We start from the raw sequence: 19024 nt of genomic DNA on the forward strand, positions 1-19024 counted from the left end.
TGGGGTGTTGATCGCCTTGATCACCCTCAGGCTGCGTGAGCTTCAGGGCGTTCGACGAGTTGACCCTGTTCGAAGCGGGTTCCGGCTCGGACGAGGGCGACGAGGGGGGCGTTCACGGCTCGCCAGCGGGCCTGGGCGGACTCGACGAGCTTGAACACCATCGCCAGGGCGGCGGCGCGGGAGCCGGCCCCCTTGGTGACCTTGGTCCGGTGTCGGACAGTGGCGAAGGTCGACTCGATCGGGTTCGTCGTCCGCAGGTGGATCCAGTGCTCGGCGGGGAAGTCGCAGAAGGCCAGCAGTTCGGCCTCGTCATCGACGATTTTCTTGACGGCCTTGGGGAACTTCGCGCCGTACTGTTTGGTGAACGCGGCGACGGCCTCGGCCGCGCTCCTTGTCTTCGGCGTTGTAGATGTCCTGGCCTTCTTCGCCGCGGGCTGGGCCGACTTCGGGAGGCTGTCGAGACAGTCGTCCGTTTTGTGACCCAGCACCATTGGTGGCGGGTTTCGGGGAAGACCTCGTTCAACACGTTCCACAAGCCGAGGGCACCGTCACCGACAGCGAGGACGGTTGACGCGCGGAGCCTTGACCTCGAGCGTCCAGGCCGCGGTGGTCACCTTCCGGGGCCGTTACGGACCACCAGTCGACGTCCGCTCTCGTCCCGGTGGTCGGCCAACTGGGCTATGTGGGTGTTGACTTCGACCTCAGCGCGGCGACCAGCATCCGCCTCGCACCTTCCCGGACGATCTCGTCGATCAGGGAGCCGCTCGGGGTGGAGCCATCGGCGTTGACTACGCTCAGCACGGGCGTGCCTCCGACCCGCGCGCGGGTACATTCGCCGGATAGTTGTGCCTTCGTAGTCTGTCGAGCGCACCCGAGGAAGCTGAAGGGATGCACCGCCGGGGTTCGCTCTCTGGTGACGTGCCAAGGAGTACCGCTTCTGCTTCTCCGGGACCTGCAAGGAAGGGTGTTGCCGCCTCGTTCTGCTCAGTCTCGAGCCGAATCCTTGCCGCCGCGTGGTGGAGCCGACATGTTCGTATCCAGGCAGTCTTCTGTGCGTCTTGATTGCCGGAGTCCGTGGCGAGCGTCTAATCGCTGACCTCGTCACTGAGGTACTCCTCGTATGCCGGTGCGCTGAGCAGTTCGCCGAGATGGGACACACGAACCTTGATCAGCCAGCCCTTGCCGTAGCAGTCGACGTTGACCTTCACCGGGCGATCTGGAGCTCCTCGTTGAGGCCTGTCACCGTGCCCCCACCGGCGTGTAGAACTCGATCACCCTGGACTTGGACTCGATCGATCCGGCCGACTCCCACTTCAAAGCTCGCGCCCTTCGGCGGCAGCTCGATGTGCACGGTGTGACCGAGCACCGCTTGTGCGAAATCCGTGATGCCGATCGTCGCCTCGTTGCTCGCGAGCTGGATCCACTGGTGATCCGGCGTGTACCTACGGTCCCCAGGGGCGATCGCCATGACGCACTTGCCCTCTCTGCTTCCGGCGAGATCACTTCAGCCCGGTGACTGATCACTGTTGGACGTCCAACAGTGACAGCACCGCGCCCGTTACTCGAGCGACAAAAGCGCCGTGAGCCGCGTGTTCACGAGACTGCGAGACGGGTTGAGGGTGAGCCGATCAGTGCACGTCGTTCAATTCTTCGAACTTCACAAGGCCCGTGTCCTCCAGAACCGTGATGTGATCGAGGACGACGGCATTGGCCCTGGTCGCCAGCGACCGGACGATCGCGTTGCGCGTCTGATCACGTACCAGGCCGATGAGACCGAAGACCACGCCGTGCTGCCTTCGCAGATGATTGACCAGGACCTGGTCGAACTCCTTGCCCTGCGCCTTCTCCATGTCGCTCAAGTACTCCTGCTGGGAGCCCGTCGTCTGGGCGGGAAGCGTGACCCCCATCGCGCGGCCGGCTTCACGGCTCGCTTGTACAACTCGGTGTGCCCATCAACTAGATGGTCACCTGCGACGCGTACCGACTTCGTCGTGCCCCGTTCCTGAGCTGACCGGCCAGCAGGCCCCACAAGCCTGCGGACCGCACCTTCCGTATGCAGTCACGGCCCATCGGGGTCAGCGGCCCGTATTTCGTCGTCCAAGTCCCCTTGCCGTCGTCCTGCCATCCGGATCGTGCCTTCGCGATGTTGCGGTTCCCCGAGAACCAAGGTGTGGGTACCAACAGCGCAGCAAGCGTTGCTACGAGCACGAGCACGAGCACGAGCACGAGGACGAGCACGAGGACGAGCACGAGGACGACCAAAGCTGTGCGATCGTCCGCCCGTTTACCGTGACGGACCGCATCCGTCCTCCTCTCCCCAACAGTGTCGCGATGCGTAAGTGACGCTAGTGAGGTGGGCGATCATGGGGCTGGGGGTTCATCCAGACCCGACAAAGACCGCTTCTGCAGCCCTCATGGCTGCTCGTCGGATGTCGGTCGATCGGACCACTGCACGATCACTGTCACGCCCAGAGACTGCGCCGACGCTGGACTCGGGACGGCACGCCACGCAGCGGTCCCGTCCAGTGCTGCCCACTCGAGTTCACGGGTCGTAGTCGCCCGGCCGGTACCTCTACCCGAAAATGCGGTGACGCATCGTGACAGCGTTTCGAGCCTCCCGGACCGGTTCGCTGACGCTGGTGATACGAAGTCGCCCTCCAGCCGCCCTCAAACCATCTTGCAGGCCGGCGATCCCGTACAGCGCGTCCCCGTCGCACCGTGTCACGTCCGCCATGTCCAGGCAGATGCTTCGGGAATTGTGACGGAGGCAGTACATGATGTAGTCACGAAGCGTGTACATCGTGTGAACGTCGAGCTCTCCACGCAGGAACAACGTGCTCTCGTCGCCATACCCGCCTGCTGACAGGTCGATGACGAGGTCCGAATGGATCTCGTGCGAGCGCTCCACGGTGACTGGCCCTTCTGCGACAAGGCACTGGTGCTCGTATCCGGAGGCTGTTGGCTCCTACCGCTAAGGGTAGGGCTTGCCCGGAATTCGGCACGGGGCTCCGTAGCAACCCGCTACGGCAAGAGCAGAGTCCAGCCGACGCCCTTGCACACCTGCCCCGGGTCACCGGGCATCGACCGTAATGCCGCGTGGCTTCACAACAAGCCGCTCACGGCCCGCGGGTACACCTGCTGCCCGCGCTGCCCCTCACCTAGAGTGACGTGAACACCGACAAACTTCTCATTCATGTGAGAGCTTCCTGACGATGAACCCGCAGCCCGGCAGTGTCGCTTTGTTCCTCCTGCCATACGTGGCCATAGGGCTGGCTGTCGCGGCGGACTTGGCCGCCGGTCCTGCTCTGGGGTTGCTCCCGCTACTCGCGTTGGGCCCGGCGTTCGCAAGTCTGAAAGGCGGACTGCCGCACGCTGCGTGCGTGGGTCTGGTCGCATTGGGTCTCTCCGTGCTGCTCAGCCTGTACGACAACCTCTTCGGTACGGCTCGCGGCGTCACGGCCTTGGTCGCCGTCCTGGGTACGAGCGTCGCAAGTCTTGTGGCGACGCGCTTGCGGCAGCGTCAGCAGAGGGAGCTGGTCCGTGCCCGCACGGTCGCCGAAGTGGCCCAGCAAGTCCTGCTCCCCAAGGTGCCCGGGACTCTCAACGGCCTTCAGATCGCGGTTTCCTACAGCTCGGCGACCAGGGACACCCAGATCGGAGGAGACTTCTACGAAGCCGTCCACTCTCCCGTCGGCGTACGAGCCGTCGTGGGCGATGTCCAAGGCAAGGGCCTCAATGCCGTCGAGAGGGCAGCCGTGGTCCTCGGCGCGTATCGGGTGGCCGCCTACGACGAAGCAACGCTGGCTGATGTAGGCAGCTGTCTCGAACGGGCAGCGGGAAGACGCCTCTCCGACGAAGCCTTCGCGACAGTCATCCTCGCCGAAGTGAGCGACAACGGAGGCGTTACGCTCATCAACTACGGACATCCGCCACCACTGATCGTACGCAGTGACGGCACCGCCTCCTTCGCAGAACCGACCGAACCGGCCCTCCCACTCGGCCTCACCGAATTCGGAGGTGGCCGCCCTCCCGTGTACCGAGCTGCCCTCGATCCCGGAGACCAGATGCTGCTCTACACCGACGGCACGACAGAAGCACGGAACCGTGCGGGAGAGTTCTACCCGCTGGCCGAGCGCACCCACCTCCTGAGGGCACTCGATGCTCACGCTGCGCTCGAAGGCCTGCGAAGTGACGTGGTAGCACACACCGGCGGCCCGTTGGCTGACGACGCCGCCTTGCTGCTGCTGCGGCGGCGCTGACCCCCGAAACCGTGTGCGTTTCACTGCACCGCCCATGCATCAGTGCAGGTCACAGCTCATCCGCGAAACCAGCGGTGTGCGAGCAGCCAACTGCCTCAACGCGCCTCATGGTCAGGGCACTGGCCCCCACAATGAAGGCGGATGAGCTGGGCGAAGTCACCGGACAAGACGCTGTCGATCCGGAGTCCAAGGAGTTTTCGCAGGTCAGAGTGTTGGATGATGGAGTGTCAGCCGCTCTGGCCCACGAATAGCCCACGGGTCAGAAATGAATACACCTAGTCTGCCAAGGCACTATCACTATCGGAGCGTTCCCCTCCAGGTGATCAGGTGTTCTGCACGCTGACGGATTGCGGGCGCCAGGACGGGCGGCCCGGACAGAACCCTTGATACTCCCGTGCCAGAAGCCGCCCCTCGCCTCGTGGCTTCCGGGTTCTCACCGGGCACCTTGTCCGCCAGACCTCCAGCGCGGCCAGTAGCCGGTCACGTCGCTCTCGCGGTCCAGCAGGTGACGCCGGGATCAGTATCCGAGGGCGCGCTCGATGTCCGCCACGGCCGCGATCACCCGCGGGACGAAGGTGCGCAATTCGTCCTCGCCGACAACCACGTTCGGTACGGCCAGATCGATCGCGTACTGAACACGCCCGTCCGGTTGCTTGACCGGCGCTGCAACGGCGGAGACCACAGCTTCGTGTTCACCCAGGTTGAGCGCGTAACCCCGCTGCCGGACGGCGTCCAGCTCGCGCAGGTAGTCCTCGGCGTTGGTGATCGTGCGGTCAGTGCTCACCGGGTAGTCGAGATTCGCCGCGAGCGCGGCCCGTTCCGTCTCCGGCAAGTACGCGACGACCGCCTTGCCCATGGCCGTGCAGTGCAGCGGTGCGGGTATACCGATCTGCGAGTACATCTGGACCGGCGAACGTCCCGCGTACTTGTCCACGTAGATCACCGTGCGGTTCTCGAAATAGCCGAGATGCACCGTCTGGCCGGTCTGCGCGTTGAGCCCGCGCAGGACCGGTGCAGCCACCTCGCGGACGTCCATTGCCGCCACAACGCGATAGGCGACCTGCAGCAACTGGCTTCCCACGTGGTATCTGCCCGTCTCGTCGCGCCTGGCGAAACCTTCCTCGGCCAGGAGCTGGAGCAGTCGCACGGCTGTGGAGAGGCTGACGCCGTGGGACTGCGCGATGCGGCTCGCTGTAGCCGGCTCGTCGGACAGTGCGGCGAGGACTCTCAGCCCGCGCCGGAGGCTCTCACTCATGCACCCGTACTCCTCGCTCTCCTGGACGGCATTAGCCGACTCCCTTGACGACACGAAGACACCCGAACTAGCTTCGCGTCACTATACGCAAGGTACTTGCAAAATATGCAAGTGATCGTTGGTTCGGTACCGCCCCAGCGTGTTCGTGAGTCGGCGTGGAGGAATGAGTTGGCACAGCCCGGATCGTTCGCAGCTCTCGGTGAATGCACCATGTGCGGCCACAAGCAGGACATGGCGTTCCCGGACTACTGCGCGCACTGCGGCGGCTCGGTCGTACTCTCTCCCACTGGGCACCCCTTGCCGGACACCACGAACCTGCCGGGTATGTGGCGCTACACGGGCCGGTTGCCGGTCACACCGGACACCGCGTGGCTGAGCATGGGGGAAGGCGACAGCCCCCTCGTTTCGGCAGCCGGCGCGGCCGACTGGTGCGGCGTCGAGCACCTGCTCTTCAAGCTCGACCACCTCAATCCGTCGGGATCGTTCAAGGACAGGGCGACCGCCGTGGGGATGGCACAGGCCGTGCGGCAGCGAGCCAGCGCCGTCGTGTGTGCCTCGAGTGGCAACGCGGCGGGTTCGACAGCGGCGTACGCCGCCAGAGCGGGCCTGCCCGCGGTGGTACTGACGCCCGAGGCGGTGCCTCCGGGCAAAGCCGCTGTCGCCCGTGCGCACGGTGCGACGGTGCTGCGAGTACGCGGGGACTACAGCAACACCTTCCGCACGGCACGGGAACTGGCCGGTCGCTTCGGGTGGATCAATCTCACCACCACCTTCGTCAATCCTGTCGCCGTCGCCGGTCTGAAGAGTGCTGGTTACGAACTGGCAAGCCAGCTTGCCGAGCCGCCGGACTGGATCGTGGTGCCGGTCGGTGCGGGCCCGCTCGTGCACGGCATCGTGACCGCGTACCGGGAGCTGCACGACTCGGGAGAGGTCTCGGCGGTGCCGCGGATCCTCGGGGTTCAGGCCGAAGGTTGTGCGCCGGTCGCGGAGGCTTTCGCCCGCGGTGCGGCCGAAGTCGCCCCGTGGCAGAACGTGCGGACTCAGATCTCGGCGATATCCGATCCGTTGCGCGGTTATCCGTCCGACGGCACCTACACCTTGCGGCTGGTGCGCGAAACGGGGGGAGCCATGGCGACGGTCGCCGATGCCGGGGCCGATGAAGCCGCGAACCAGCTCGCGTACCGGGAAGGACTGCTCATCGAATCCGGCGCCGCAGCCGGCCTGGCAGCGGTCCGGACCCTGCGCGAGCGCGGAGCGATCCGCAGGAACGAGAGCGTCGTCTGCATGCTCACCGGGCACGGCATCAAGACGTTGTCCACCGAGGTCGAACCAGGTCCAGTGATCACCGGCACCGACGAAGCGGTGGGCCGGCTCCGGGCGCACACCGCGCTGGCGGAAGGAATGGCGGTGTGAACCGGAACCGGGTGCTGCTGCACGGCGGCGAGGTCGTCGACGGAACAGGCGCCGAACGCCGCAGGGCCGACGTGCTGGTGGAGGACGGCCGGATCAGTGCCGTCGCCGACCTCGGGTACGACATCGACGCCCCCGTCATGGATGTCTCTGGATCAGTCGTCTTTCCGGGTTTCATCGACGTCCACGCCCATGACGACTTGGCGCTGCTCCGGCCGGGCGGGGTGGATCCGAAGATCATGCAGGGCGTGACCGTGGACGTGATCGGCAACTGCGGGCACGGTTGCGCGCCGGTCGCCACCGATCCGCGGATGCAGGCGTCCTATTCCGGGCCGGTTCTCGGCCGCTTTCCTGAGACCGTCCCCTGGAAGAGCTTCCCGGAGTATCTGGACCAGCTGAGCGCGACCGGGCTGCGCACGAACGCCGTGGCGCTGGTGCCGCACGGAGCACTGCGTGCTTCGATCTCCGGTTACGCCCGCAGACCGCTGGACGCCCGCGAACTCGCCCGCGCCACGCGTGATCTGGACGAGGCACTGGATCGGGGTGCGGCCGGCCTTTCTCTGGGGCTGATGTACGCACCCGGCGATGTGGCCGACCACGCCGAGCTGGTGGCGTTGGCGCGCGTCGTCGCCGCCCGCGACCGGGTTCTCGCGGCGCACATCCGCAGCGAAGGCGACGACATCATCGACTCCCTGCGGGAACTGCTCGACATCGCACGACGCAGCGGGGTCCGGGTGCAGCTGAGTCACCTCAAAGTGGTGTCGCCGCGCAACAGGGGGCGTATGCCGGAGATCCTGGCCGTGCTCGACGCCGCGCGGTCCGAGGGGATCGACATCACCGCCGACGTCTATCCGTACACGGCAGGCAGTACGACCGCCGCGGCCTTGTTCCCGAACTGGACGCTCGCGGACGGTGTGCCGGGCCTCCTCACCTCGCTGGAGACACCGTCGGAACGGGCCAGGATCGTGGCGAGTATGTACCGGCCGTGGCAGCAGCAGGAGAACAATTTCGGGGCGCTGGGCGCGGGCGGCATCCTGCTGGCCGGCTTCCGGCAACCCGGCAACGAACGCTACGAGGGTGCCCGGTTGTCCGATGTGGCGGACGAACGCGGTCTCGACGCCGCGGAGTGCCTCTGCCAGCTCATGACCGACGAGCGCGGCGAACTCACCGTCGTCATGTTCCAGATGGACGAAGCCGATGTCACGACGGCACTGTCCTGGCCGTGGTCCCTGATCGGGTCGGACGGCCTTCCCGTCCAATCGCCGTACACCCATCCACGCATGTACGGCACCTTTGCCCGAGTACTTTCCGAATACGTCCGCAAGCGCGGGTTGCTCACCATCGAGGAAGCGACCCGACGAATGACCACGCTGCCCGCCGAGCGCTTCCGGATCCCCGGAAGAGGCGTCATCCGAGCAGGTGCCGCCGCCGATCTGGTCGTCGCCAGTCCTGAACGAATCGAGGATCACGCGACATTCGCAGCTCCGCGCCGCTACCCGGAACACGTCCGTGCCGTATTGGTCAACGGCGAATTCGCGACGCGGGACGGGGCCGCCACCGAAAGCACGGCGGGTGCTCTGCTGCCGATCGAGAGAAGTACCGCCTGAGGAACAGAAGGTTCACCCATGAATAAGATCGCCGAATCCAGCTCCATATACCTGTTCGCCTTCCTCGGCTCGCTGGTGCTCATGCTTGCATTGGGCATTTGGGTCGCCCGCCGCAACCGCACCGGGGAGGATTTCCTCCTTGCCGGACGGAAACTCACCATTCCGTTCGTCACCGGAAGCGCACTGGCCACGTTGGTCGGCACCGGGTCCAGCCTCGGTGCGGTGAGCCTGTCGTACACGAACGGCTGGGCGGGCGCGCTGTACGGGATGGGCGGCGCGGTAGGAATCTTCCTGCTGCTCTGGCTGTTCGCCGACGTTCGCGAGCACGGCTTCATGACGTTCCCGGAAGAGATGAGCTACTACTACGGGGCGAACCGGATCATCAAAGGCGCGGTCGCAGTGGTCCTGTTCCTCGCCACGGTCGGCTGGCTCGGCGCGCACATTCTCGGCGGGGCACTGTACCTTTCCTTCCTCACCGATATGGACATGGCACTCGCCAAGGTCGTGGTCGCAGTCGGTTTCGGCCTGTACACCGTGATCGGTGGTTATTGGGCGGTCGTGGTCACCGACATGGTCCAGGGCACCATCCTGTTTCTCGGATTCTCCACGATCGCCGTACTGGCAATGGTCAAGGCCGGCGGCTTCGACACCATCAACGAAAAGGCGCCCGCCGAGGCGACATCCTTCCTCGGTGTCGAGACGCTCGGCACCATCCCGGCGATCTCGATGGCCGTGGTGATCGCGGTCGGTGTTCTCGCCACGCCTTCGCACAGGCAGCGGATCTACTCGGCGAACAGCACTCGGACAGCGCGCCGCAGCTTCGCGCTGGTCGGAGTGCTGTTCGCGGTATTCGCGATCACCCCGCCCATCGTCGGGCTCTCCGCGCAGACCCTACGTCCGGGGATGGACAATCCCGACCTGGCGTTCCCCGTTCTCGCCACCGAGGTCTTTCCCGTGTGGGTCGGCGCGCTGCTCCTCGTCTCCGGACTCTCGGCGACCATGTCGTCTGGGGACTCCGAAGCGCTCACCGGCGTGACGATCTTCCTTCGCGACATCAGCAAGCTTGTCACCGGGAAGATGCCGCAGGCCCACAACATGGTCACCTACTCCCGGATCGCCCTGGTCGCGGTGCTGCTCTTCGCATTGGGGGGCGCCCTGTTGGCGGAAACGATCATCGAGTACATCACGACGATGATCGCGACGGTGCTCACCGGTCTGCTGATCGCCGCGCTCCTCGGCAAGTTCTGGAGCCGGGCCACGTGGCAGGGCGGCCTCGCTGCGATCATCGGCGGCGCGGCTGCGGCGACCACCGTCAATCTCAGCGACTCCCTTACCGAGTACTGGGGCAACCCGGTGATCCCGTCGCTCGTCGTGGCACTGATCGTCGGCGTGCTGGTCAGCCTGGTGACTCCGCGCCGGAAGATCAGCGATGCGGAAGCGCTGCGGCTGCTCGCGGTCGAGCGGGCAGAACTCGACGTGGGAACGCAGTTGCGTGCCGGTGACGTCACACCGCCCGACCACACCGCCCCCGACAAGACCAACCCTGACCGTTCGTGAGAGCCCTCGCCGGCGTGCCGACGCGGCCGAGGCGTGAAAGGTGCATCGATCAACTCCGGGTGAAGTCGCGTCCTCCGCGACTGTGGACGAAGCGACTCCCCCTCACCAGGCAGAGTCGGCGACCTTCGAGGAGAGCGACACGGAGTACTGCTACGCGCTCCAGGACAAGGTGTGGGTCCACGGCCCCGGCAAGGACCACGACACCGTGTGCGTTTCACCGCACCGCCAAGGCATCAGTGCAGGTCACAACCCATCTCCGGAACAAGCAGCGAGCGAGCGGCCAAACTGCTCAGCGTCCTCATGGTCAGGGCATCGCTCCAGCAACGAAGATGCCTGACCTGTGAGAAGTCATCGGCCAAGAGGTCTCTGACGCCGAATGGCGTGCTGCTCCGGACGACAAGAGCAACGGTCAAGAGACCGTGTGCGTTTTGGCAGGCACAGGAAAGGTCCTGACCCGCATTTCTGCTGGTCAGGACCTTGATTCGGAGTACCCCCGGCAGGATTCGAACCTGCGCACACGGCTCCGGAGGCCGTTGCTCTATCCCCTGAGCTACGGGGGCTCGTCGCGCTGTCGCGGCGACAGGGTGAACAGTACCAGCTTGGAGGGCCTGCCCCGGAACCAGGTTTCGGGAGTCCCCGGCCCCGGCGGAGACCGTGCGGGGACTCGGCGGGGCGCTGGCCCGAGGATGCCCGCAGGGGTGGAAAAGGGCAAAAGCCGGACGCCGGGGGAGGGGTGTGCCTAGGCTTTGCGACGTGCCAGGTATGTCCGGCCGGGTCCTTGTCGTGGACGACGACAAGGTTGTCCGGCAGCTGATCAAGGTCAATCTCGAGCTGGAGGGCTTCGAGGTGGTGACCGCTGCCGATGGTGTCGAGTGTCTGGACGTCGTGCACGGTGTCCGGCCGGATCTCGTCACGCTCGACGTGGTGATGCCCCGCCTCGACGGCCTCCGTACGGCCGCACGCCTCCGGTCCGATCCGCGTACGCGCCACATCCCCGTCGCCATCGTCAGCGGACGTTCCCAACTGCACGGTGACGAGGGGCCGGAGCCCGAGGTGGACGCCCTGCTGGCGAAACCCTTCGAGCCCGCCGAACTCGTGCGCATGGTCCGGCAGTTGACGGGTGCCGAGCCCGAAGGGGAGGACTCCTCAGGGGAGTCGGACGAACCTGTGGTGTGGCCCGCCCGTCCCTGACGTCGCTGAGACGCAACACCGTTTTCCGGGCGCGCTCCTTTTTTACGAGGCGCCTTCAGGAATGCCGAAATCCCGCAGCGGCCCCCTTTCGTGCGTCCACCCTCGGGTGACTCCCGACGTGCCGCGTGTTGACGAATCCGAGCCCCGCCCGTGCATCCGCTCCCGACCCCGGAGAGAGCTGACACCAACTGTGATCAGCCATGACGTCACCGCAGTCGGCCACGGCCCTCTGCGAGGCGAAGCAGGAAACCGGTTCGCACTCACCCACCCCCTCTCCCATACGCTTGCCCTGTGACACCCGCCCAGCTCTCCCGCACCGTGCTGCACGCCGTGCGTCGCTCCTTCGAGAGCGGACGGCTCTGTGCGGTCCCCGGGGGCGCCGAACTCCCCGAGCGACCGGTGATCGAGTCACCGCCGCGGCGCGGGGACGGGGACTACGGAGTCAGCGTCGCCTTCCAGGTCGCCAAGGCAGCCGGGATGTCGCCGTACGACGTGGCGCGGGTGCTGCGGAGCGAACTCGAAGGGCAGGACGGGGTGCGGAGCGTGGAGGTCGCGGGGGCCGGGTTCCTCAACGTCACCCTCGACGACCCGGCCCGGGCCGCACTCGTCGCCGAGCTCGCGGATCCGGACGACGCCGAGTCGGACCACCAGCCGTACGACCACCGCCCGTACGACCACGAGCCGCGCTGCGACGAACCCGCCTCCGACATCGCCCGCTGGAGCGCCGCGACGGGCGACGCCCCTGCCTCACTTGCCGTACGGACGACGCAGTCCAGCCCCCTCTTCCACGTGCAGTACGCCTACGCGCGCACCCGCGCTCTGTCGCGGAACGCCCACGACCTGGGCTTCCGCAGCGACCCGTACGCCGGCAACGGTGCCGGCACCACAGGCGGGTCCCCCTACGGCACCCGCGCCCGCGCGCTGCTCGCGCTCCTCGCCGACCACCGGCGGATCAGCGAGCAGGGCGACTCCGGCCGCCAGGCCCGTCACCTCGTCGCAGTCGGCGACGCCTTCTTCGACTTCCACGACGACTGCTCGCCCCTGCCCAGCGGTGACGAGAAACCCGGGGCCGCCCACCGTGCCCGGCTGGCTCTCGTCGAAGCCACCGGGGCGGTGCTGGCAGGCGGCCTGTCCCAGCTCGGCGTGACCGCACCCGCCCACCTCTGAGACTCCGAGCCGGACCCGAGCCCTCTGAGCCCCGATGAGATCTCAGGACTCCACAGACTTCGCAAAGGACCGACGATCAACGTGAACCACCACAGCGAGAGCGAGGCCCGCGCATGAGCCGTTCCGCGCACCCCGCCGGGCCCCGGTACGCCGACGTGCTCCCCGAGGGGCACTACACCGCACCGCCCGCCGACCTCAACGAACTCCATCCCCGCGTCTGGCCCACCACGGCCGCACGCACCGCCACCGGCTCCGTCGAGATCGGCGGCCTCGACATCAGTGACCTGGCCGAGCAGTTCGGCACGGCGGTCTACGTGCTCGACGAGGCCGACTTCCGCGGCCGTTGCCGTGCCTGGCGTGATGCCTTCGGGCCGGACGCCGACGTCTTCTACGCGGGGAAGGCCTTCCTCTCCCGTGCCGTCGTGCGCTGGCTGACGGAGGAGGAGCTCAACCTCGACGTCTGCTCCGGCGGAGAACTGTCCATCGCACTCGCGGGCGGGATGCCTCCCGAGCGCATCGCGCTGCACGGCAACAACAAGTCCTCCGCCGAGATCGAGCAGGCCATCGAGGTCGGCGTCGGGCGCATCGTCGTGGACTCCTTCCAGGAGATCGTCCGCGTCGCGCACATCGCGGAGCGGCTGGGGAAGCGCCAGCCGGTGCAGATCCGCGTCACCGTGGGCGTCGAGGCGCACACCCACGAGTTCATCGCGACGGCCCACGAGGACCAGAAGTTCGGGCTCGCGCTCGCAGGGGGCCAGGCAGCCGAGGCCGTACGCCGCGTGCTGAAGCTGGACAGCCTGGAACTGATCGGCATCCACTCCCACATCGGCTCGCAGATCTTCGACACCTCGGGCTTCGAGGTCGCCGCACACCGCGTCGTCGGCCTGCTCGCGGACATCCGCGACGAGCACGGCCTGGAGCTTCCCGAGATCGACCTCGGCGGTGGCCTCGGCATCGCCTACACCCCCGAGGACGACCCCAGCGAACCGCACGCGATCGCCAAGTCGCTCCGCGAGATCGTCGGCCGGGAGTGCCGGGGAGCGGGCCTGTCCGTGCCCCGCCTCTCCGTCGAGCCGGGCCGCGCCATCGTCGGTCCTTCGGCCTGCACGGTCTACGAGGTGGGCACGGTCAAGCACCTGGAGGGCCTGCGCACGTACGTGAGCGTGGACGGCGGCATGTCGGACAACGTCCGCACCGCCCTCTACGACGCCGAGTACAGCGTCTCGCTCGTCTCCCGGACGTCGAGCGCCGAGCCCATGCTCTCCCGCGTGGTCGGGAAGCACTGCGAGAGCGGTGACATCGTCGTGAGGGACGCGTTCCTGCCGGCGGACGTCGCTCCGGGCGACCTGATCGCCGTTCCCGCGACTGGTGCGTACTGCCGGTCGATGGCGAACAACTACAACCACGCGCTGCGCCCGCCGGTCGTCGCCGTACGCGACGGGGAGGCGCGGGTGATCATCCGCAGGGAGACGGAAGAGGATCTCCTGCGACTGGATGTCGGTTAGCGAGATACACGTCCCACATATTGGAACGAGCGTGGATTCTCCGGACCGGTACGTGAGACTGACAGCACAGGTAATGACGAGAGGCGAGGTCGGATGATGCGTACGCGTCCACTGAAGGTGGCGCTGCTGGGCTGTGGGGTCGTCGGCTCAGAGGTGGCACGCATCATGACGACGCACGCGGACGATCTCGCCGCCCGCATCGGCGCCCCGATCGAGCTGGCGGGGGTCGCGGTGCGCCGCCCCGACCGGGTGCGGGAGGGCATCGACCCGAAGCTCGTCACCACCGACGCCGCCGCTCTGGCCCGGCGTGACGACGTGGACGTCGTCATCGAGGTCATCGGCGGCATCGAACCGGCTCGCACGCTGATCACCTCCGCCTTCGAGCACGGCGCCAGCGTCGTGACCGCCAACAAGGCGCTCCTCGCGGAGGACGGCCCGACCCTGCACGAGGCCGCCGAGAAGCAGGGCGGCGACCTCTACTACGAGGCGGCCGTCGCCGCGGCCATCCCGCTCGTACGGCCGCTGAGCGAGTCCCTCGCGGGGGACAAGGTCAACCGCGTCGTCGGCATCGTCAACGGCACGACGAACTTCATCCTCGACCGGATGGACTCCAGCGGCGCCGGCTACGGCGAGGCACTGGACGAGGCCACCGCGCTCGGTTACGCGGAGGCCGACCCGACCGCCGACGTCGAGGGCTTCGACGCCGCCGCCAAGGCCGCGATCCTCGCCGGGATCGCCTTCCACACCCGGGTCCGCCTGGACGACGTGTACCGCGAGGGGCTCACCGAGGTCAGCGCGGCCGACATCGCCTCGGCGAAACGCATGGGCTGCACCGTCAAACTCCTCGCCATCTGCGAGCGTGCGGCCGACGGCCGTTCGGTCACCGCGCGCGTGCACCCGGCGATGATCCCGTTGAGCCACCCGCTGGCCAACGTCCGCGAGGCCTACAACGCCGTCTTCGTCGAGTCCGACGCGGCCGGCCAGCTGATGTTCTACGGACCGGGCGCCGGCGGCGCACCGACCGCCTCCGCGGTGCTGGGCGACCTGGTGGCCGCCTGCCGCAACAAGCTCAGCGGCGCCAGAGGGCCGGGCGAGTCCGCGTACGCGCAGCTGCCCGTCTCGCCCATGGGCGAGGTGGTCACGCGCTATCACATCAGCCTCGACGTCGCCGACAAGCCAGGTGTGCTCGCCCAGGTCGCCACCACGTTCGCGGAGCACGGCGTCTCCATCGACACCGTCCGGCAGCAGGGCAAGGACGGCGACGCGTGGCTGGTCGTCGTCACCCACCGTGCGCCCGACGCGGCCCTGAGCGCGACCGTCGAGGCGCTGCGCAAGCTCGACACCGTGCGCGGCGTCGCCAGCATCATGCGGGTCGAAGGGGAATGAAGGGCACCGGCCCACAGGGGAGTTGGAGTCAAGGAAAGTGACCATCATGGAAAGCGCCGAATCCGCTGCATCCGCCGCATCGTCCGGTTCGTCCGCCGCCGCGCCCGCCACCAGCCGCCAGTGGCGCGGCATCATCGAGGAGTACCGCGACCGGCTGCCCGTCAGCCCGGAGACGACCGCCGTCAGCCTGCGCGAGGGCGGCACCCCGCTCGTACCGGCGCAGCTGCTCTCCGAACTCACCGGCTGCGACGTCCATCTCAAGGTCGAGGGCGCCAACCCCACGGGCTCCTTCAAGGACCGCGGCATGACGATGGCCATCACGCGCGCCAAGGAAGAGGGCGCCCAGGCCGTCATCTGCGCCTCCACGGGCAACACTTCGGCTTCGGCCGCCGCCTATGCCGTACGGGCGGGCATGGTCTGCGCCGTCCTGGTCCCGCAGGGCAAGATCGCGCTGGGCAAGATGGGCCAGGCGCTCGTCCACGGCGCGAAGATCCTCCAGGTCGAGGGCAACTTCGACGACTGCCTCACGCTCGCCCGCGGTCTGTCCGACAAGTACCCGGTCGCGCTGGTCAATTCGGTCAACCCGGACCGCATCCAGGGCCAGAAGACGGCTGCGTTCGAGATCGTCGACATGCTCGGAGACGCCCCCGACGTCCACGTGCTGCCCGTCGGCAACGCCGGCAACATCACGGCGTACTGGAAGGGTTACGGCGAATACGCGGCCGGCGGCCCCGCGACGCACACTCCGCGCATGTGGGGCTTCCAGGCCTCGGGTGCGGCACCCATCGTGCGCGGTGAGGCCGTGAAGGACCCGAGCACCATCGCCACCGCCATCCGGATCGGCAACCCCGCCTCCTGGGAGATGGCGGAACGCGCACGGGACGAGTCGGGCGGGTTCATCGATTCGGTGACGGACCGTCAGATCCTGCGCGCCTACAAGCTGTTGTCGTCGCGCGAGGGCGTCTTCGTCGAGCCGGCCTCCGCCGCATCGGTGGCCGGGCTGCTCCAGGCCGCGGAGCAGGGCAAGCTGGAGCCCGGGCTGCGCGTGGTGTGCACGGTCACCGGCAACGGCCTGAAGGACCCGGACTGGGCCGTCGCGGGCGCGCCGCCCCCCGTGACCGTCCCGATCGACGCGGACGCGGCAGCGCAACGGCTCGGCCTCGCCTGAAGGGTTCGCCGCCGCCGGACCGGGCAGAGATTCTGTCGACGGCCGGCGGCGCAGCCGGTCAGGAGAGCCGGATACGAAGCAGGTGGCGAGGGAGCGCGGGGCTGCTCACGACACGCATCGTGCGCCTCCCGTGCGCCCTGTGTCGCCACTGAACCTTCCTTCGATAAGCTTGCACAACCCCGAACCCCATGTACGTACTTCGGGGCCGCTCCGTCCTTCGGCGGAGACTTCGTCCCGGACCGCCAGATCCGGGGAAACACAGGGTCGGTGACCGGTCCGGCGTCTTCGCCGCGGTCCACGGGAAGTCGCGTCAACCAACCAAGGAGAGTCATCGGGAGATGGCCGGTCCCGCGTTCCGCGCCGCAGCTGTCCGCGTGCGCGTTCCCGCAACCAGCGCCAACCTCGGCCCGGGCTATGACGCACTGGGTCTCGCGCTGGGTCTCTACGACGACGTCGTCGTCCGGGTCGCCGATTCCGGTTTGCACGTCGACATCGCCGGCGAGGGCGCCGAAACGCTCCCGCGCGACGAGGATCATCTGCTCGTACGCTCCCTTCGCACCGCCTTCGACCTGCTCGGCGGTCAGCCGCGCGGCCTGGAGGTCGTCTGCGCCAACCGCATTCCGCACGGGCGGGGCCTCGGCTCCTCCTCCGCGGCGATCTGCGCGGGAATCGTTGCTGCCCGCGCGGTCACCACGGGCGGCGAGGCGAGGCTGGACGACGCGGCCATGCTGGAACTGGCCACCGAGATCGAGGGCCACCCCGACAACGTCGCCGCGTGTCTGCTCGGCGGCTTCACACTCGCCTGGATGGACGCGGGCGCCGCACGCGCGATCCGGATGGAGCCTTCGGATTCCGTCGTGCCGGTCGTCTTCGTACCGGCCAAGCCGCTGCTGACGGAGACCGCACGCGGGCTGTTGCCCCGTCATGTCCCGCACGTCGACGCGGCGTTCAACGCCGGCCGCGCCGCACTGCTCGTCGAGGCGCTGACCAGGCGTCCCGAACTGCTGCTTCCCGCCACGGAGGACCGGCTGCACCAGGAGTACCGGGCCCCCGCGATGAAGGAAAGCGTGGAATTGGTGAACCGACTGCGGGCCGACGGCGTCCCAGCAGTTGTTTCGGGTGCGGGCCCCACGGTGCTCGCGCTGCCCGAGGGGAACGGAGCCGCCGACAAGGTCTCCCGCCTCGCGGGAGAGCAGTGGACGGCGAACAGGCTGAGCCTCGACGACGCGGGTGCCAGCGTCCTGCCGCTGAAGGCGGACGGCGCGGCCCGCGACGCACCTCAGTGACCGCGCACGACTCGCCGGGCCCGGCCGGAGCCCGGGACAGGGCGACGATCCGGGAAAGGGGGAATGTTTGTTGGATCCAGTAGTGTTAACCTCAAGTCTGTACTCGCAGTCTCGTGGTCCACACGTGAAATCCTGTGGTGGCCCGTAGAGTGCAGTGCTTGTGTGATCCCCCAGGGCAGAGGCCCAGGGATCGCCTCTCCCTCCAGGAGCCTCCCACGCTGTTCTGCCTCGCTGAGCAGTTCCGAGCACGCTCTGGAGCCGACGTGCAGGACATCCCGTTCGCTTGTTGCACGTCGAACCATTGAATTGATCTCCCCGCCGCACATGTAGGCGGGACCCACCGCTTCGGCCAGGTCCGTCCGTACACAGGACCACCGCCGGACAGCACGACCGGTCGCCGAGCCAGAAGGCCGACGTCCGCTCCAGGGAAGGACCCTTAGTGAGCGACACCACCGATCTGATGGGCGTGAACGCCGCTCCCCCTGAGCCTGCCGGCTCGGGTGGTACCTCCTCCGGGGGTACGTCTGCGGACAATGCCGACGCGCCTGCTACGGACGCTTCTGCCGCGCCTGCCTCCGGTGCTGCGCCCAAGCGTCGGCGCTCCGGCACCGGGCTTGAGGGCATGGTTCTCGCCGAGCTCCAGCAGGTTGCCTCCGGCCTCGGCATCAAGGGCACCGCGCGGATGCGCAAGAGCCAGCTGATCGAGACCATCAAGGACCGGCAGTCGGGCGGCGGTTCGTCCGACGCCCCCGCCGCACGAAGCGACGACGGCGAGGCCGGCGACACCAAGCCGAAGCGCCGGGCGACCTCGAAGGCGCGCACCGGTGAGACCGGTGCGGACGGCCAGCAGGACGCCCAGATCGACATTCCCGGACAGCCCGCGAACGAGGAGAAGGCCGGCGGCGAGCGCCGCGGCCGCCGAGACTCCAACGGCAAGGCCGAGGCCGCCGCGGACGTCGCGGAGGGCAAGGCCGACGGCCGTCAGGACGGCTCGTCCGGCAAGGGCGAGGGCCGCGACGGCTCCCGCGGTGACAACCGCGGCGGCGACGGCCGGCAGCAGCAGGACCGTCCCTCCAAGCGTGACCGTCAGCGCGGCCGCGGCAAGGGCGGCGACGGCGGTGGCCAGAACCAGGGCGGCGGCCAGAACCAAGGCGGCGGCCAGAACCAGGGCGGTCAGAACCAGGGTGGCGGCCAGAACCAGGGCGGCGGCGGACGTCGCGACGACGACGACTT

General features: G+C 67.9%; 15 protein-coding genes, 1 tRNA gene and 3 pseudogenes. 11 read left to right on the forward strand and 8 right to left on the reverse strand.

The annotated features are described in order from the left end of the window. Window positions 1-26: 26 nt before the first annotated feature. From H5J26_RS08085 to H5J26_RS32400, 6 genes and pseudogenes are all read right to left on the reverse strand, one after another. Window positions 27-589 (reverse strand): annotated as a pseudogene (locus H5J26_RS08085) (transposase); the annotation flags it as partial. Beyond that, window positions 567-801: pseudogene (locus H5J26_RS32395) on the reverse strand (IS256 family transposase); the annotation flags it as partial. The pseudogenes H5J26_RS32395 and H5J26_RS08085, both read right to left, overlap by 23 nt. Before the next feature lie 284 nt (window positions 802-1085). Then, a pseudogene (locus tag H5J26_RS08095) lies at window positions 1086-1468 on the reverse strand (glycine cleavage system protein H). Between the two features lie 160 nt (window positions 1469-1628). Beyond that, entirely contained in the window at window positions 1629-1907 is a 279-nt protein-coding gene (locus H5J26_RS31355) for a DUF4142 domain-containing protein (RefSeq protein ID WP_235980533.1), read from the reverse strand. A gap of 49 nt (window positions 1908-1956) precedes the next feature. Next, window positions 1957-2250, reverse strand: coding sequence for a hypothetical protein (locus H5J26_RS31360; RefSeq protein WP_235980535.1), 294 nt, complete (start codon window positions 2248-2250; stop codon window positions 1957-1959). A gap of 322 nt (window positions 2251-2572) precedes the next feature. Continuing rightward, window positions 2573-2908: an STAS domain-containing protein gene (locus tag H5J26_RS32400; RefSeq protein ID WP_181765048.1), complete on the reverse strand. Its 336-nt coding sequence runs from the start codon at window positions 2906-2908 to the stop codon at window positions 2573-2575. A gap of 472 nt (window positions 2909-3380) precedes the next feature. Here H5J26_RS32400 and H5J26_RS08110 point away from each other — a divergent pair, with 472 nt between their 5' ends. After that, window positions 3381-4259: a PP2C family protein-serine/threonine phosphatase gene (locus tag H5J26_RS08110; RefSeq protein WP_309237827.1), complete on the forward strand. Its 879-nt coding sequence runs from the start codon at window positions 3381-3383 to the stop codon at window positions 4257-4259. A gap of 517 nt (window positions 4260-4776) precedes the next feature. On the opposite strand, the gene H5J26_RS08115 is transcribed toward H5J26_RS08110, so the two are convergent. Continuing rightward, window positions 4777-5514, reverse strand: a complete 738-nt coding sequence (locus H5J26_RS08115) for an IclR family transcriptional regulator (RefSeq protein WP_181765050.1) — start codon at window positions 5512-5514, stop codon at window positions 4777-4779. A gap of 168 nt (window positions 5515-5682) precedes the next feature. Here H5J26_RS08115 and thrC (H5J26_RS08120) point away from each other — a divergent pair, with 168 nt between their 5' ends. Genes thrC (H5J26_RS08120) through H5J26_RS08130 form a run of 3 tightly spaced genes read left to right on the forward strand, consistent with a single transcriptional unit; the run spans window position 5683 to window position 10088 of the window. Further along, a complete protein-coding gene (gene thrC, locus H5J26_RS08120) occupies window positions 5683-6927 on the forward strand; it encodes a threonine synthase (protein WP_181765051.1) in 1245 nt (414 codons plus the stop codon). Then, window positions 6924-8531 carry an N-acyl-D-amino-acid deacylase family protein gene (locus H5J26_RS08125; RefSeq protein WP_181765052.1) on the forward strand — a complete coding sequence of 536 codons (1608 nt, stop codon included), beginning with the start codon at window positions 6924-6926 and terminating at the stop codon, window positions 8529-8531. The genes thrC (H5J26_RS08120) and H5J26_RS08125 overlap by 4 nt, the downstream gene beginning before the upstream one ends. Before the next feature lie 18 nt (window positions 8532-8549). Then, window positions 8550-10088: a sodium:solute symporter family protein gene (locus H5J26_RS08130; protein ID WP_181765053.1), complete on the forward strand. Its 1539-nt coding sequence runs from the start codon at window positions 8550-8552 to the stop codon at window positions 10086-10088. Between the two features lie 488 nt (window positions 10089-10576). Here the strand turns inward: H5J26_RS08130 and H5J26_RS08135 are convergent. After that, window positions 10577-10648: transfer RNA gene (locus H5J26_RS08135), tRNA-Arg, on the reverse strand. A 202-nt stretch (window positions 10649-10850) separates the two neighbouring features. Here H5J26_RS08135 and H5J26_RS08140 point away from each other — a divergent pair. The 7 genes from H5J26_RS08140 to H5J26_RS08170 form a co-directional block, all read left to right on the forward strand. Then, window positions 10851-11279: a response regulator gene (locus H5J26_RS08140; protein ID WP_181765059.1), complete on the forward strand. Its 429-nt coding sequence runs from the start codon at window positions 10851-10853 to the stop codon at window positions 11277-11279. Window positions 11280-11570: 291 nt separating this feature from the next. Continuing rightward, on the forward strand, window positions 11571-12446 hold the full coding sequence (locus H5J26_RS08145) for a DALR anticodon-binding domain-containing protein (RefSeq protein WP_181765054.1): 876 nt from the start codon (window positions 11571-11573) through the stop codon (window positions 12444-12446). A 113-nt stretch (window positions 12447-12559) separates the two neighbouring features. Continuing rightward, window positions 12560-13951, forward strand: a complete 1392-nt coding sequence (gene lysA, locus H5J26_RS08150; protein WP_181765055.1) for a diaminopimelate decarboxylase — start codon at window positions 12560-12562, stop codon at window positions 13949-13951. 93 nt (window positions 13952-14044) lie between these two features. Beyond that, window positions 14045-15337 (forward strand): homoserine dehydrogenase, encoded by a 1293-nt coding sequence (locus H5J26_RS08155; protein ID WP_181765056.1) that lies wholly within the window; start codon window positions 14045-14047, stop codon window positions 15335-15337. Window positions 15338-15383: 46 nt separating this feature from the next. Then, on the forward strand, window positions 15384-16505 hold the full coding sequence (gene thrC, locus H5J26_RS08160) for a threonine synthase (RefSeq protein ID WP_181765057.1): 1122 nt from the start codon (window positions 15384-15386) through the stop codon (window positions 16503-16505). Between the two features lie 338 nt (window positions 16506-16843). After that, window positions 16844-17791: a homoserine kinase gene (gene thrB, locus H5J26_RS08165; RefSeq protein ID WP_181765058.1), complete on the forward strand. Its 948-nt coding sequence runs from the start codon at window positions 16844-16846 to the stop codon at window positions 17789-17791. A gap of 622 nt (window positions 17792-18413) precedes the next feature. After that, window positions 18414-19024, forward strand: a 611-nt coding sequence (locus H5J26_RS08170) for a Rho termination factor N-terminal domain-containing protein (protein ID WP_309237828.1), incomplete at its 3' end; no start/stop codon positions are given.

Origin of the sequence: Streptomyces albidus (ex Kaewkla and Franco 2022) (assembly GCF_013870515.1) — a bacterium.
In the GTDB taxonomy this organism is placed as follows: domain Bacteria; phylum Actinomycetota; class Actinomycetes; order Streptomycetales; family Streptomycetaceae; genus Streptomyces; species Streptomyces albidus.